Origin of the sequence: Streptomyces sp. P9-2B-2, from assembly GCF_030406865.1 — a bacterium.
Taxonomy (GTDB): Bacteria; Actinomycetota; Actinomycetes; order Streptomycetales; family Streptomycetaceae; genus Streptomyces; species Streptomyces platensis.
Map to the genome: position 1 here is coordinate 6,328,041 of NZ_CP129126.1, position 14,670 is coordinate 6,342,710.

Genomic DNA, 14,670 nt, shown 5'->3' on the forward strand with positions numbered 1-14,670 from the left:
GGCCAGGCGGCTCATGTCAGACTGACCGGCATGGGGGATGTGGCTCTCAGAATCGATGACGCGACCGTCGTGTGGCTGCGGGCCGAGGAGCCGGCCGCCACCGGCCGGCCGGGCCCGCACGAACACTCCGGCGCACAACCGCCGTCCGGCGCCGGACGGCAGCAACCCGGCACCGACGGCGAGTTGGAGCTGCCCGAAGAGTTCGGCTCCGCCCAGCCGGTCAGCGTGGACAACCGGGTGACCCGGGCGCTGACCCGCGGCGGGGAGGCCCTCGAAGAGGCCCTGCGGCCGCTCGGCGGCGTCCTCGGCCAGATCCACCGCTCGATCGCCGCCGGCAGCCACCGGCCCGACGAGGTCACCGTGGAGTTCGGGGTCACCCTCGGCTCCGATCTGAGCCTCGGGGTGTTCTCCGGCAAGGGAGACGCGAGCTTCAAGGTCTCGGCCACCTGGAACCTCGGCCAGGGCACGGGGGAAGCCGGCGGGACGGCCCCGTGAGCGCAGGCGCAGGCCCGGACACCCCGCTCCAGCAGTCCTTCGCCTCCGTACGCCTTGGCGACCACGCCATCGGCGCGGGGGTGCTGGTCGCCGAACGGCTCGTACTGACCTGCGCCCATGTCGTCAACAGCGCACTGGGCAGGGACCGTTTCGCCCAGGAGACCCCCGGGCCCGGCGACACCGTCACCCTCCGGCTGCCCCATGTCGCGGCCGGCCGTGACCTGCCCGCCCGGGTCTTATGGGAGATGTGGGTGCCGCCGCGGGCCACGGCGGCCGGGCGCGCACCCGTCGAGCCCGGCCGGGTGCCGTACCACGGCGATCTCGCCGTCCTGGAGCTGACCGGCGCCGCACCCGAGGGCGCCGAACCGGCCCCGTTCCTCCAGCACAACTACGCCAACGAGACCATCGCCTTATGGGCCAGCGGCAATCCGCTGCCGACGGTGCGCGCCGTGCCCCGGGTCTCCGCGCCGCCCTGGATCGCGCTGGACGTGCTCGGCGGTGCGCAGGTCACCGAGGGCTTCAGCGGCGGGCCGCTGTGGGACCGCGAGCGGCAGGCCGTGGTGGGCCTGGTCGCGGCCGTGCACCGCGCTCCGGAAGGAGCCGCCCCCGGGGCCCGGCCGACGACGATGTACGCCATCAGCGTCCCCGCCATCGAGGCCGAACTCCCCACCCTGCCGCCCTCGGCGGTGCCCACCGCCCGGCGCGGGGTGCAGCAGCTGCTCACCGCGCTGGAGCGGGTACTGAAGGGCCGCGAGGCGGTGCTCGCCTGTGAGGAGCGGCTCGCCGCCCGGCTCGGCAGGCCCTCCGCGGGCCCGGCCGCCGACCTTGAACGGCTGGTCGGCCTGGCGGTCGGCGTCCGCCGCGGCATCCCCGAACTCCTCGACCTGGTACGGGACCACGAGCCGCCGGCCGCCGACCCGTACGACCCGCACGCCCGCCCCGGCCTCTACGGTGCCCGCGAGGACTGGGAGCGCCTGCGCCGCGCCGCCCGTACGGTCCGCCCCGCCGAATACCTCACCACCCACCAACGCCGCGACCTCTCCGGCCTGTTGGCGCACTGCACCCGTACGGACCCCCGCAGCCTCCTGGAACGCGTCCTGCCGCACGCCCCCGAGCTGCCCGCCGTCACCGGCCTGGCCGACGCGATGGACGCCCTGGAGGGCTTCAGCTCCACCACCGGGGCGCCGGTGCCGCCGCTGCTCCAGGGCGTGGTGCGGATCAGCGTCGACGAACGCGCGGCCGGGGCGTACCCGGCCGAGGACCTCGACGCGTGGGTCGAGCGCGTCGCCGCCCGGTCGGGCGTCGACGAGGCGGCGGTCTGCCAGTTCCGCGCCGATGTCACGGCCGCCGCGGCCCCGGTCCGGACCCCGGTCCCCGTCCGGCCGGCCACCGGCACCCCGGCGGCCCTCGCCCCCCGCGTCCAGGTGGAGCTGCTGCCCACCGCGACCGGACGCCGCTTCACCTACCAGATCTGGACCTTCGGCGACCGCCAGCCGCACCGGCTCGCGCTGGTCCGCGATGCCGAGGCGGGCAGCGAGCAAGTGGTCGACGACATCCGCCGGGTGCTGCGCACCGAGGTCCGGGAGGACCCGGAGACCGCCCTGGTGGAGTACTTCCTGCCGTCCGCCTGGCTCGGTCTGGACGTCGACTCCTGGGAATCGCCCGACAGCGACGAGGACGGGCCGTTCGCGCCCGGGATCACCCGGCGCGTGGTGGTGCGCACCACGGAGCGCTCCCGGGAGAGCTACGCCGGCTGGAAACAGCGCACCGCCGCCCTGCCGCACGCCAAACGCCTGGTCCTCGACCACCGGCACACCGACCGCAAGGTCGCCCGCGCCCAACTGGAGGTGCACCGCGACGCGGGCACGGTCATCGTGTGCTGCGACCCGCACCACCACGGCACGCTGTTGCGGCAGTGCGTCCAGGCGGGCGTCCACACCGTGCTGTGGCACCGCGCCGAACACGGCGAACACATCGCCCAGGACCTGCTGGCCCTGGTCGACGGCACCGACCACGCCGAAGTACCCGAAGCGGTGCGCCTGGAACGGGCCAGGGCGATGGCCGAGCCGGACCGCGACACCCACCACGGCCGCCGGCTGTCCCTGCTCTACGACGCGCCCGACCACCGTCCCCCACAACTCGCCCCGGACGCCTGGGTGCTGACCCAGCCCTGAGTGCCGGATCCTGGACGCAGTAATGAACGAGGAGAACGTGCGGTGACCGGACAGAGCGCAACAGGCGCACACGACGACCCGGCGGCGGCGCCGGAGGACTGGTGGGTGTTCCGCGGCCCGTTACCGCTGCCGGCCCCGCCGCCCTGGCGCCACCTGCCCGCCGGCCGCGGGGAGACGCCCCGGGCGCCGTACCTCCTGGAGCGCAACGAGATCTCCGTCATCAACGCCGCCCTGCATCTGCACCGGCCGCTGCTGGTCACCGGCCGCCCCGGAGCCGGCAAGAGCTCGCTGGCCCGCGCCGTCGCCGAGGAACTCGGGCTCGGTGACGTCCTGCGCTGGTCGGTCAACAGCCGCTCCACGCTCCAGGACGCCCTCTACCGCTACGACGCCGTGGGCCGCCTCCGGGAGGCCTCGCTGCGCCGGGAGCGCGAGGCCCCGCACGGCTCCGCGCGCCGCCCCCGGGTCCGGCGCGCCACCGGGGCCGGCGACATCGGCCAGTACCTGCGCCTCGGCCCGCTCGGCAGCGCCCTGGCGGCCGGCCGCCCCCGGGTCCTGCTCATCGACGAACTCGACAAGGCCGATATCGACCTGCCCAACGACCTGCTGGTGGTGCTGGAGGAGGGCGAGTTCGAGATCCCGGAGCTGGCCCGGCTGCCCGAGCACCAACAGGAGGTCCAGGTCCTGCTGAGCGGAAGCCGGGAGCGGGTCGCGGTCCACCGCGGCGTGGTCCGCTGCACCCACTTCCCGATCGTCGTCATGACCAGCAACGGCGAACGGGACTTCCCGCCTGCCTTCCTGCGCCGCTGCGTACGGCTCGATCTGCCGGAGCCGACCGGCGACCGGCTGCGGAAGATCATCGAACACAACCTGGGGGAGCGGGCGGTCGCCGCGGCGGAGGACCTCATCGAGGTCTTCCACCAGCGCGCGAAGACCCAGACCCTGGCCACCGACCAGCTGCTGGCCGCCGTCCATCTGCGCATCAGCGGCGCCGACCTCACCAAGGAAGAGCTCCTCGCCGCCGTATTGCACCGCCTCGACGAGTCCATGTCGCCATGATCGACCGACTGCGACAGGCGATGTCGGCCGCCGGCTACGACCTCGGGGCCACGGAACTCCTCGATGTGCTGTGGCTGTCGCGGGCGATGGAGGGGCGGTCGGCGGCCGGGACGCCGGGGGATACGGGGGAGTCGGAGGAGTCGGGGGACTCGGTGGAGCGTGCGGGTGGGACGGGGAGTGGGAGCGGGGTTGGGGACGGGGCCGGGGACGAGGGGGCTGACGGGGGCGGCGGGGGCCGCTGGACCGGTGGGGCTGGCGGGACCGACGGGGCTGAGGAGGCTTCGGAGGCTGCGGCGGCCGAGTGGGATGCGTCCGAGGTGTCCCGCGCCGAGCGCACGGGCCCCACGGACCGCACCGGTCCCGCTGCCGCCGACACCACCCCCGCCGCCCCTGACGGCGGCCCCCGCTCCGCGCCCTGCGACCCGCTGACGCACGCCGTTCCGCCCCGTCGTGCGCTGTACGCCATGGGCAGCCAGGGCGGCCGGACGGGCGGGGAGCGGGCCCGTCCCGCGCGGGTTCCCGGCGGGCGGGCGCTGCCCGATGCCCAGCAACTGGGCCGGGCGCTGCGGCCGTTGCGCCGGTCCCGGGACCATCCGCACCGCACCGTCACCGATATCGAGGCCACCGTCCGTCTCGCCGCCGAGACCGGCTTCCTCGATGTCGTCTCCCGCCCGGAGCAGGAGCGGTGCCGGGCGGCCGTGCTGCTGGTGGACTGCTCGCCGTCGATGCAGGTGTGGGGCCCGCTCGCGGCCGAGCTGCGCGCGCTCCTCGCCCGGAGCACGGTCTTCCGTTCCGTCCGCATTCTTCCCGTCGATCCCCAGGATCCGAGCGGCCCGGCGGGGCGCCGGCGGGCAGCGGGCGCGGCGGTGACCTTCCTGCTGACCGACGGGACGAGCCCGGGGTGGCGCAGCCCGCAGGCCGTACGCGCCCTCGCCGCATGGGGCCGCCGCGGCCCGCTGGCCGTACTGAACCCGCTGCCCCGGCGGCTGTGGCGGGGCACCGCCCTGGACGCCCGCCCCCGGCTCCTGGCCGCACCGGGCGAGTTCGACCCCCTCGGCCGGCTCATCGTCTGCGATGCGCTGAGCGGCGAGCGGGATCCGGAGGCGGACGGCCTCCTCGCGCTGCCCGTATTGCACCCGACCGCCTCCGCGCTGGAGCAGTGGGCCGGGCTGCTCACCCGCCCCGGAGTGCCGCATCTGATCGAAACGGTGCTGCTGGACGAGGCGCCTCCCGCGTGTGCCGGGCCCGCCGTACCCCAGGGCACGGCCGAGGAGTTGCTGTCCCACTTCAGGGGGGCGTTCTCGCCCGACGCGTACCGTCTCGCCGTCCGCCTCTCGGCCATCCGCCCCCTGACCACGCCCCTGATGCAGCTGGTGCGCGCCGCCACGATGCGGGACGCCGGGCCCACCCATGTCGCCGAGATCCTGCTCGGCGGCCTCCTGGAGCGCACCGACCAGGCGCGGGACGCGGCCGCCGCCCACACCCTGGACCGCGCCCTGGGCGCACCGCCACCGGGCCAACTCGTCCACCCCGTCTACGACTTCCGTCCCGGCGTACGGGAGCTGCTGTTCAGCGGACTCGGCGCCGAAGAGGCCGTGGAGGTCGTCGAGGCCGTCGGACGATCGCTGGAGCCGTACATGGGGCGGCTGCCGGACTTTCCGGTCCTGATGGGGGACGCCGAGGGGGAGTTGCGGCTACAGGCGTCGGCGCGGGCCTTCGCGGTGCTGGCCAGCCCGGTGCTGGAGCGGATGGGGGGTGTGGTGCCCGAGCTGACCGACCACCCGGTGCCGGCCCAGCGCCGCGCCGTGCCCATGCCCCCGCGTTTCGGTGTCCTCGGGCCCGTCCGCGCCTGGCGCGGGGCGACGCCGCTCACGCTGGGCGGCCCGGAGGAACAGGCGCTGCTGGCCGCCCTGTTGCTGCGCCCCGGCCACTCCGCCGCCGCGACCGAGCTGATCCCCGACCTCTGGGGTGCCTCACCGCCGCGTCACGCCCTCTCGTCGCTGTACGCCTGCGCCTCCCGCCTGAACGCGGCGCTCGGTGCCGACCACGGGGCGGGTACCGGAGCTGATCCTGGCACGGATCCGGGCGCGGACCTCCTGGTCAGGGAACAGGACGGGGGCTATGCCCTGCGCCGTCCCGACGGCAGCGCGCCCGTCCTCGACCTTGATCTGGACCGGGCCGAGCAGCTGATCGGCCGCGCCCGCCGCGCCGAGGATCCGGCTGCTGCCCGCCAACTGCGCCACGAGGCCCTGTCGTTGTGGGACGGCGCATCACTCGCCGGGCTGCCGGGGCCGTTCGCCGCGGCGCAGCGCGCCCGGCTGGAGCGCTGGCGCAGCGACCTCGCGAACGGGCACCACCGCCCCCTCGCCGAGGAGCCCGCACCCGATCCGGCCGGTCCACGGGCCGACGCGGTGGCCCTGCCGCCCGCACCCCAGCCGTTCGCCGGGCGTGCCGAGCACCTCTCCCGTCTGGCCGCCGGATTGACGGGCGGTACGAGTGACGCCCCGCCCTGCCACGTCATCCATGGACCGGCCGGCGTGGGCAAGACAGCGCTCGCCCTGCGCGTCGCCCACGAGGTGGCGGACCACTTCCCGGACGGACAGCTCTTCCTGGATCTGCGCGCCAGCGCCGCCGAGGCCGAGGACCGGGTGACGGCGACCGGCGCCCTCGAAGCGCTGCTGCGCGCCCTGGGCGTGCCGGCCGGCCGCATCCCCTTGTGGCGCGAGGGGCGGGCGGCCCTCTATCGCTCGCTGCTGGCTGAACGGCGCGTGCTCATCGTGCTGGACGACGCAGCTGATGCTGACGCGTCCGATGCCGATGCTGCCGATGTGTCCGAGGCGGCGGTCCTGGCCCCCCTGCTCCCCGGCCGTACGGGCAAGCCGGGAGGACGGGGCGGCGCCGTCCTGGCCACCGGCCGTGGGCGCCCACCGCTGCCTCCGCCCGCCGAAGCCGTCGAGCTGGCCGCGCTGCCCCCCGCCGAGGCGCAGGAGCTGTTCACCGACTCCGGCCCCGCGGCGCTCCGGTGGCTCGACGCGCAGCTCTCCCCGGCGGCGCGGCGGGCCTTCCGCCTCCTCGCCGTGGCGGACACCGCAGATGCCTCGTCCGCGGCCCTCTCGTCCGGCGCCGCGACCGCACTGCTCGATGTCACGGCACAGCGGACGAGCGGGCTGCTGGACGAGTTGCTGTCCGTCGGCGCGCTCCGCAAGGTGGGCACTGACCACTACCGCTATACGGGCCAACTGCGGCGCCTCGCTTGCCGGTCCGCCGTTCAGGAGCTGCCCGAGGCGGCGCGCGACGAGGCGCTGGACCGGCTGCTGACCTGGTACCTGGCCATGGGCCGGCAGGCGCATGCCCTCCGGTGTCCGGGCGACCGGATGCTCCATGACCTCGTCCGCGTCCCCTCCGCCGGCCCCCTGCCCCTGGCGAAGGACCACCCCCAGGCATTGGCCGCCTGGGCTGATGAGACCCCTCATCTGCTCGCGGTCGTCCGCCGTGCTGCGATCCGCACGCCCGGGATCGTCCGCCAGGCCGCCGATCTTCTGCTGCTCGCCCAGGTGACGGCGGATTCCGGGGCGCTCTCCGCCGCCTATGAGCCCGCCGCCCGGACGGTGGCGGCTCGGGCGGCACGGGACGGCGACGCCCAGGCGGAAGGCCGGGCCCGGGTCGTGCTCGCGGAGGCATACCTCATGCTGGGCAAGTGTGCCGAGGCCGAGCCCGAGGCGCGGCGCGCGGAGCAACTGGCCGACCGCTCCGGCGATCCGCTCACGCGCTTCCGCGCCCCGTATGCGCGCGGGATCATCGCCCTCCACCAAAGGCGGTACGACGCCGCGGAGCGGCATCTGATCGCTGCATGGAAGCGGTGCACCGAGCGCGATGAACTCGGCGAGGCTGCCGCACTCGGCGCACTGGCCCGGCTCTGGGCGGCGACCGGCAACAGCAATGAAGCCGTGCTGTTCGCCGAGCGGAGCGTAGCCCTCCACCGCCGTGTCGGCCGCGATTCCCCGCAGCTCGCGCACGGCCGGTACGCCCTGGCCGAGGCGCTGTCGGCGGCCGGCCGGCCCGCTGAAGCGCTCCGTGAACTCTCGCAGGCGCTGCCCCTCTTCAAGGAGGACCGGCAGCGGCTCTGGGCGGGGCGTACCCGATGCCGGATGGCCGAGGCGATGGTCGCCCTGATCCGCCCCGGCGAGGCGGTAACCGCTGCCGAAGACGCGGCGAAGCGGCTGCTCGTGCCGGGCGGCGAGCGGTGGCGGGCTGACGCGCTGACCGCACTGGGGCATGCGGAGACCGCACTGGGCCGTAAGCGGGGTGCCCAGGCGCACTGGCGTGAGGCACTCGCCGTCCATGAGGCATTCGGCACCCCGGAGGCCCGCGAACTGAGCGCGCTGCTACGGGACAAGTCGGCATCGCCGACGGCCGGTGCGCGCCGGCCGGGCGTCTCGCGCGCCGCGGACGCCGCGCGCACCGGCACGGCCCTGCGCGATCTGACCGCGGCTGTCCGCACCCTGACCGACCAACTACGCCTCCATACCGCCGATGAGGAACCCGGTCTGGGGCCCCCCGGCCTGCCTGACCGCCTCCACCACCTCGATGCCATCGAAGCCGAACTCACCGACACCCTGGCAGACTTCGCTCACACGCCCCGCCCCCCACGCGCCGACCTCCGACGCCTCCGCACCGCCCTGGAATCCCTGACCTCGCCCCGGTCCCTGCACACACCGTCGGCCGCCATCGCCGAGGCGGCCTCGGCGGTCCGCGAACTCGGGCGGCGTATCGCTCCGTAGGGCGCGGCGCTGGGCCCAAGTCAGCTGCTGAGGTAGGCGGTTGGGCATATGCTGGCGATCGGCAATCCGCAAACAGTTCTTCGCAAAGAACTGTTTGCGGTTTAGGCTGCGCGTCATGACTGACCCCCATGGCACGACCGACCCGCAGGAGAAGCCGCCCGGTCCGGACTCCGGGGCGAACGCCGCCGTCCTGGACTCGAGGGGGCTGCGGGCCCTGGCGCACCCGCTCCGCCTGGAGTTGGTCGGGCTGCTGCGGCAGCACGGCCCGTCCACTGCCACCCGGCTCGCCGAGCGGCTCGGCGTCAACTCGGGCTCCGCCAGTTACCACCTGCGTCAGTTGGGTGCGGCGGGATTCGTCGAGGAGGACGCGGAGCGCGGGAACGCACGGGAGCGCTGGTGGCGTTCGGTGCATCAGTCCACGTGGTTCAACGACCCGGAGCTGGCCGAGCGGGAGCCCGAGGCCGCGCTGGCCTATCTGCAATCCGTCGCGGCCCGCTACACCCTGCGTACCCAACGCGCGCTCGGCGAGCTTCAGACGATGCCCCGCGCCTGGCGGGACACCTTCGACTTGAGTGACTGGCCGCTGCGGCTCACGCCCGCGGAAGCGGCGGCGCTGCACGACGAATTGCGGGACGTCGTCTCCCGGTACCGGCGGGATACGCCGGAGGGGGCGACCGAGGCTCCCGAAGGTGCCGAGCGCGTCTCCGTGATCACGCAGATCCTGCCCGAACCCGGGGAGCCCTCCGCGCCCGACGGCCGCCCCGGCGCCGGGGGCGCGGCAGAGGTGCAGACCTCGTGACAGCCAAAGCCCCGGGCGGCGACGGCTTATCCGGCGGGCGGTCCTTACGGCCGCTCGGCGGGTTGCTCGCGGCGATGGCGGTATCGCTGACCGGCACCCGGGTCTCGGCCATCGCGCTGCCCTGGTTCGTGCTCGCCACCACCCACAGCGCCACCTGGACCGGGCTGGTGGGCTTCTGCGAGATGGCGCCGTACGTCGTGGTCAAGGCGCTCACCGGGCCACTGGTGGACCGGGCCGGACCGCGGGTCATCTCCTGGTCCACCGACCTGGTCAGTGCGGCCGCGGCCGGTGCTGTTCCCCTGCTGCATGCCCTGGACCTGCTTCCGCTGCCGCTGCTGCTGGTACTGGTCGCGCTGATCGGCACCGCGCGTGGCCCCGGCGACCTGGCGAAGGAGGTCATGGTCCCGGAGGCGGCCGAGCGCAGCCGGGTGCCGCTGGAGCGGGCCACCGGCCTGTCCGGTGTGACCGAGCGGCTGGCGGGCACCCTCGGTCCCGCCGTCGGCGGCGCCCTGGTGGCGCTGCTGGGGCCCCTGGCGGGACTCGCCGTCAACGCCGCGAGCTTTGCGCTCGGTTCGGTGATCATCGCCCTGACGCTGCCCCGCGGGATGGGTCGGGCGGCCCTGGAAGTCCCGCCTGCTGAGGGCGAGGTGGCGCCGGGCTACTGGCGACGCTTCGGTGCGGGTTTCCGGTTCCTGCGCGGCGAGCCGCTGCTCCTCACCATCCTGGTCATGGTCGGAGTCACCAACCTGCTGGACGCGGCGTTCACCACGGTGCTCGTGCCCGTGTGGGCCGACGAGTCCGGCAACGGACCGGCCGTGATCGGGGTGAACAGCAGCGTGGGAGGGGCGGCCGCGGTCGCCGGGAGCCTGGTCGCCGCGGCGATCGGGCACAGAATGCGGCGCCGGGTGGTGTTCTTCGCCGGGTTCCTGCTCGCCGGGGCGCCGAGGTTCCTGGTCCTGGCCTGCGACGCGCCGATGTGGGCGGTGCTCCTGGTATTCGCCGCCGGCGGGTTCGGAGCGGGCTTCCTCAACCCGATCCTGGCGGCGCTCTCCTTCGAGCGGGTGCCCCGTCCGCTGCTGGGACGGGTCAACGCGCTGGGCGATGCGCTGGCCTGGGCCGGTGTTCCGCTCGGCGGGCTGATCGCCGGAGCGGCGGTCACCTCGTTCGGACTCGTGCCGGTGCTGCTGCTCGGCGGAGCGGCGTACTTCCTCACGACGAACCTGGCCGGACTGCGACCGGAATGGCGTGAGATGGACCGCCACCGAGGCCGAGGTCCCCGGGAACGCCACCCCGGAGCGGACGCCCCCGCGACCGACGGCAGCCTCACCGGATGACCGCGAGTGTGCCCGCTGACGGTCTCGGTTCCCAGCCATCAGCCTCCGCGGGCGCAGGACGTGAGGCGATCGGCGAGGGCGACGACGAGGTCGCGCAATTCAGCGGGGCGCTCGATGACGAACGGCCGGTCGATCGAGGCGAGTGTGGGAGGCAGCCAGTCGAGTCGCTCGGCCCGTAGGTGGACGCGTAGCCAGCGCTCGGGGGCCGGGGCCGGGTCTGCCGTCGGCTCGTACTCCTCCAGGCTCGCGACACTGGCGGGAAGGTGGGCGCGGATCTGCTCGACGGTCCCATGGATCCGCAAGGTCACCTCGTGCCGGTACTCCGCCGTGGCGAACCCCGACAGCACGCGCTGGGCCGGACCGGGGCCCTCGGGCACCTCGAACGAGCCGGGCAGGGTTCTGGCGTCTGTGAGGCGATCGAGCCGGAAGGTGCGGTCCTCGCCGATGCCGGGGTCGGTGCCTGTGACGTACCACCGGCCCGCGTGGGCGACGATCCCGTAGGCGTGCAGGGTGCGTTCGCTGCGCCGGCCGTTGCGGTCGGTGTATCTGAGGGAGACCGGTCGGCGGTGGCGTACCGCATCGGCGAGGGTGAGCAGGACCCCGGCGTCCGGGGCGGCGAACTCGCCGGGCTGGTCCGTGAAGGCGAGCGACTCCAGGAGTGTGTCGAGCCGGCGGGCGAGGTGCTTGGGCAGCACCCGCCGGATCTTGGCCGTCGCCGTCTCGCTCGCCGTGCGCTCCGTCGTCCGCAGCCCTGTACGGCGGCCGGCGATCAGGCCGAGCAGTACGGCCAGCGCCTCGTCGTCGCTGAGCATGAGCGGAGGCAAGCGGTACCCGGGGGCGAGCCGGTAGCCGCCGTACCGGCCGCGTACCGACTCCACGGGCACGTCGAGGTCGATGAGTTGGTTCACATACCGCCGCACGGTGCGCCCCTCGACGCCGAGCCGGTCGGCGAGTTCGGCCACCGTCCGGGTGCCGCCCGACTGAAGCAGTTCGAGGAGTGTCAGCACGCGGCCGGTGGGTCGAGACATGTCCGCAGGTTACGGCGAATAGAGGACCGATTCTGTCCCCTATTCCTCCTAACCTGCGAAGTCCCGCCACACCCGGCAACCTGAGGAGAACACCATGGACTTCGTCTCGATCCGCATCATCACCGGCGACGTCGCGCGCCTCGTCGCGTTCTACGACCGCGCCACCGGAGTGCCGGCGACGTGGGCCACCGAGGACTTCGCCGAACTCAAGACCCCGCACGCCACCCTCGCGATCGCCGGCACCCGCACCGTCCCGCTGTTCGCTCCGGGCTCGGCCCGCCCGGCGGAGAACCGCAGCGTGATCACCGAGTTCCTGGTCGACGACGTGGACCAGGTGCACCAGCACCTGTCCGGTTTCGTCACCGACTTCGTCACCGAGCCCACCACGATGCCCTGGGGCAACCGGTCGCTGCTGTTCCGCGACCCGGACGGCAACCTCGTCAACTTCTTCACCCCGGTCACCACGGCGGCCATCGAGAAGTTCGCACGGTGATGGTGGCGGGGACAGGGGACGGTGACGGGGACGCGGCGCACGGCCGAGTTCGGGGCGCTAACGTCCTGAGGCGGCACACCTAAGGGATGAGCCCCACGCCTCACCCACCGCCCGCCAGAAACTCCCCCAATACCGCCGCGAGTTCGGCCGGTGCGTCCTCCTGGACCAGATGGCCCGCGTCCTCGATCAGGTGGAGACGGGCGCCGGGGATACGGGAGGCCAGGTCGTGCCCCTTCGCGGGCGGGATCCAGGTGTCCTGCGTGCCCCAGCAGACCAGTGTCGGGAGGGCGAGTTCGCCGTAGCGTTCCTGGATCTCGTCCGTGAAGCGCTGGTCGTTCTGTGCGATCTGCCGGTAGAACGCCGGCCGTCCCTCGTCCGTGCACCAGGGCTCGACCAGCCGGTCGAGGACCGCCGGGTGCAGGCCGGGGTGGCTCGCCGAGGATACGTACTCGCGCACCAGGGCGCGGTGGAGGTCCGGTGGCAGCCGGCCGAAGACGTCGGGGTGCGCGGCCAGCAGCCGGTAGGTGGGCGAGCCCCAGGGGGCCAGCGCCACCGGGTCGACGAGTGCCAGGCGTGTGTAGTGCGCACCGTGCAGCAGATGGGCCCGCAGGGCCACGCAGCCGCCGAAGTCGTGTGCCACCACGGCCGGGCGGGCTGCCTCGGTGGCCAGGTCCCAGTGGGCGAGCAGCTCGGTGAAGACGCGGGCCTGGGCGGCGAGGGAGACGTCCTGGCCGGCTCGCTTCTGGGAGGCGCCGTAGCCCGGCATGTCCCAGACGAAGACCCGGTGCCGGGCGGCCAGGGCCCGGGCTACACCCCGCCAGACGTACGAGGAGAAGGGCGTCCCGTGCAGCAGGACGACCGTCGGGGCGTCCGCCCGTCCTTCCCCGAGTGCGGCCCAGCGCACCTCGTCGCCCGACGCAGTGCGGAACGTTCGGTCCAGCAGCCACCGTGTCATGACCGTCAGGCTAGTGACTCCTTACCGGGGTGTCGAGGGAGCGGGCGGACCGTCCCGCGGGCCGCCCGGGGGAGGCGGCCGGTGGCCCGCTCCCGGCATTCCCGCGGACGGGCGCTCCCGCGCGCTGCGCATGCGCCCCCGGAGCCCACCGCGCCGACTCGTAGAATCGTGCGCACCATGGTTTACCTCGACCACGCCGCCACCACCCCGATGCTCCCGGAGGCGGTGCAGGCGATGACCGCCCAGCTGACCGTCACCGGCAATGCGTCCTCGCTGCACGCTGCCGGCCGGCGGGCCCGGCGTACCGTCGAGGAGGCGCGCGAATCCCTCGCCGCCTCCCTAGGCGCCCGCCCGAGCGAGATCGTCTTCACCGCGGGCGGCACCGAGGCCGACAATCTCGCGGTCAAGGGCCTGTACTGGGCCCGCCGGGCCGCCGACCCGGCCCGTACCCGCCTTCTCGCCAGCCCCGTGGAGCACCATGCGGTGCTCGACGCCGTGGAGTGGCTCGCCGAGCAGGAGGGCGCCCGCGTCGAGTGGCTGCCGGTCGACAGCTATGGCCGGGTGCACCCCGAGGCGCTGCGTACGGCCATCGCCCGCAACCCCGCCGATGTCGCGCTCGCCACCGTCATGTGGGCCAACAACGAGATCGGCACCGTCCAGCCGGTGCGCGAACTGGCCGAGGTCGCCGCGGAGTTCGATATTCCGCTGCATGCCGACGCGGTGCAGGCCGTCGGCCAGTTGGAGGTCGACTTCGCCGCCTCCGGGCTCGCCGCCATGACGGTCTCCGGCCACAAGATCGGCGGCCCGTACGGCATCGGCGCGCTGCTGCTGGGCCGGGAGTACGCCCCGGTGCCGGTGCTGCACGGCGGCGGCCAGGAACGGCACGTCCGCTCCGGCACCCTCGACACCCCGGCCATCGCCGCCTTCGCCGCCGCCGGCCGGTACGCCGTCGCCCACCGCGAGGACTTCGCCCGCGACATCGGCGCACTCCGCGACGACCTGGTCAAGGCCGTCCGGGCCGCCGCGCCGGACGCCGTCCTCGGCGGCGACCCGGACCCCGCCGGCCGCCTCCCCGCCAACGCGCACTTCTCCTTCCCCGGCTGCGAGGGCGATTCGCTCCTGCTCCTCCTGGACGCCCAGGGCATCGCCTGCTCCACGGGCTCCGCCTGCACCGCCGGCGTCGCCCAGCCCAGCCATGTCCTGCTGGCCACCGGCATGTCCCCGGACCTCGCCCGCGGCACCCTGCGGTTCTCCCTGGGGCACACCTCCACCGCGGAGGACGTGGCGGCACTGGCGGACGCCATCGGGCCGGTCGTGGAACGGGCGCGGAGCGCGGGGCTGAGCTAGGGCGTGTCTTTCGGATCACCCCGGGGCCGCGACGTCTGGCACGGCACCTCGCGGCGTTGTCGCCTCACCCGAGTACGCCCAGTACGCGGCAGAGGCTCCGCCTTGCGATGCACCGCACCAGACGCCGCGGCCTGATCCGGGCTGATCCAAAAGACACGCCCTAGGGCCGCCCGTCCGGCGGAGCCACCGCGCCCGTAGCCCGGCGCGC

At 74.3% G+C, this 14,670-nt stretch carries 10 protein-coding genes; 8 read left to right on the forward strand and 2 right to left on the reverse strand.

Annotated elements, in window-relative coordinates; genetic code table 11:
- Positions 1 to 30: 30 nt before the first annotated feature.
- The 6 genes from QT196_RS27975 to QT196_RS28000 all read left to right on the forward strand — a co-directional run bounded on the left by QT196_RS27975 (position 31) and on the right by QT196_RS28000 (position 10,639).
- Positions 31 to 495, forward strand: a complete 465-nt coding sequence (locus QT196_RS27975) for a CU044_2847 family protein (RefSeq protein WP_266733342.1) — start codon at positions 31 to 33, stop codon at positions 493 to 495.
- Complete coding sequence (locus tag QT196_RS27980; RefSeq protein ID WP_266733340.1) at positions 492 to 2,669, forward strand: trypsin-like peptidase domain-containing protein; 2,178 nt, start codon at positions 492 to 494, stop codon at positions 2,667 to 2,669. Before QT196_RS27975 ends, QT196_RS27980 begins: the two co-directional genes overlap by 4 nt.
- A gap of 42 nt (positions 2,670 to 2,711) precedes the next feature.
- Positions 2,712 to 3,725 carry a MoxR family ATPase gene (locus QT196_RS27985; protein WP_290355928.1) on the forward strand — a complete coding sequence of 338 codons (1,014 nt, stop codon included), beginning with the start codon at positions 2,712 to 2,714 and terminating at the stop codon, positions 3,723 to 3,725.
- The gene (locus QT196_RS27990; protein WP_290355929.1) at positions 3,722 to 8,506 is read left to right on the forward strand and encodes an SAV_2336 N-terminal domain-related protein; all 4,785 of its coding nucleotides are present in this window, start codon (positions 3,722 to 3,724) and stop codon (positions 8,504 to 8,506) included. Before QT196_RS27985 ends, QT196_RS27990 begins: the two co-directional genes overlap by 4 nt.
- A gap of 115 nt (positions 8,507 to 8,621) precedes the next feature.
- On the forward strand, positions 8,622 to 9,305 hold the full coding sequence (locus QT196_RS27995) for a helix-turn-helix domain-containing protein (protein WP_266733335.1): 684 nt from the start codon (positions 8,622 to 8,624) through the stop codon (positions 9,303 to 9,305).
- A complete protein-coding gene (locus tag QT196_RS28000) occupies positions 9,302 to 10,639 on the forward strand; it encodes an MFS transporter (protein ID WP_266733333.1) in 1,338 nt (445 codons plus the stop codon). Before QT196_RS27995 ends, QT196_RS28000 begins: the two co-directional genes overlap by 4 nt.
- 38 nt (positions 10,640 to 10,677) lie before the next feature.
- Here QT196_RS28000 and QT196_RS28005 read toward each other — a convergent pair whose 3' ends face one another.
- Positions 10,678 to 11,667: a YafY family protein gene (locus tag QT196_RS28005; RefSeq protein ID WP_290355930.1), complete on the reverse strand. Its 990-nt coding sequence runs from the start codon at positions 11,665 to 11,667 to the stop codon at positions 10,678 to 10,680.
- Between the two features lie 94 nt (positions 11,668 to 11,761).
- Here QT196_RS28005 and QT196_RS28010 point away from each other — a divergent pair, with 94 nt between their 5' ends.
- Positions 11,762 to 12,160: a VOC family protein gene (locus QT196_RS28010; protein ID WP_290355931.1), complete on the forward strand. Its 399-nt coding sequence runs from the start codon at positions 11,762 to 11,764 to the stop codon at positions 12,158 to 12,160.
- 100 nt (positions 12,161 to 12,260) lie between these two features.
- On the opposite strand, the gene QT196_RS28015 is transcribed toward QT196_RS28010, so the two are convergent.
- Positions 12,261 to 13,115: an alpha/beta fold hydrolase gene (locus QT196_RS28015; protein WP_290355932.1), complete on the reverse strand. Its 855-nt coding sequence runs from the start codon at positions 13,113 to 13,115 to the stop codon at positions 12,261 to 12,263.
- A gap of 177 nt (positions 13,116 to 13,292) precedes the next feature.
- Between QT196_RS28015 and QT196_RS28020 the strand changes: the two genes are divergently transcribed.
- A complete protein-coding gene (locus QT196_RS28020; protein ID WP_168484037.1) occupies positions 13,293 to 14,462 on the forward strand; it encodes a cysteine desulfurase family protein in 1,170 nt (389 codons plus the stop codon).
- Positions 14,463 to 14,670: the final 208 nt, after the last annotated feature.

Bases quoted from the DNA above. Each gene is read 5' to 3' on its own strand.
- QT196_RS27975 (WP_266733342.1), top strand. From the start codon at position 31: ATGGGGGATGTGGCTCTCAGAATCGATGACGCGACCGTCGTGTGGCTG.
- QT196_RS27990 (WP_290355929.1), top strand. From the start codon at position 3,722: ATGATCGACCGACTGCGACAGGCGATGTCGGCCGCCGGCTACGACCTC.
- QT196_RS27995 (WP_266733335.1), top strand. From the start codon at position 8,622: ATGACTGACCCCCATGGCACGACCGACCCGCAGGAGAAGCCGCCCGGT.
- QT196_RS28005 (WP_290355930.1), bottom strand. From the start codon at position 11,667: ATGTCTCGACCCACCGGCCGCGTGCTGACACTCCTCGAACTGCTTCAG.
- QT196_RS28010 (WP_290355931.1), top strand. From the start codon at position 11,762: ATGGACTTCGTCTCGATCCGCATCATCACCGGCGACGTCGCGCGCCTC.
- QT196_RS28015 (WP_290355932.1), bottom strand. From the start codon at position 13,115: ATGACACGGTGGCTGCTGGACCGAACGTTCCGCACTGCGTCGGGCGAC.
- QT196_RS28020 (WP_168484037.1), top strand. From the start codon at position 13,293: ATGGTTTACCTCGACCACGCCGCCACCACCCCGATGCTCCCGGAGGCG.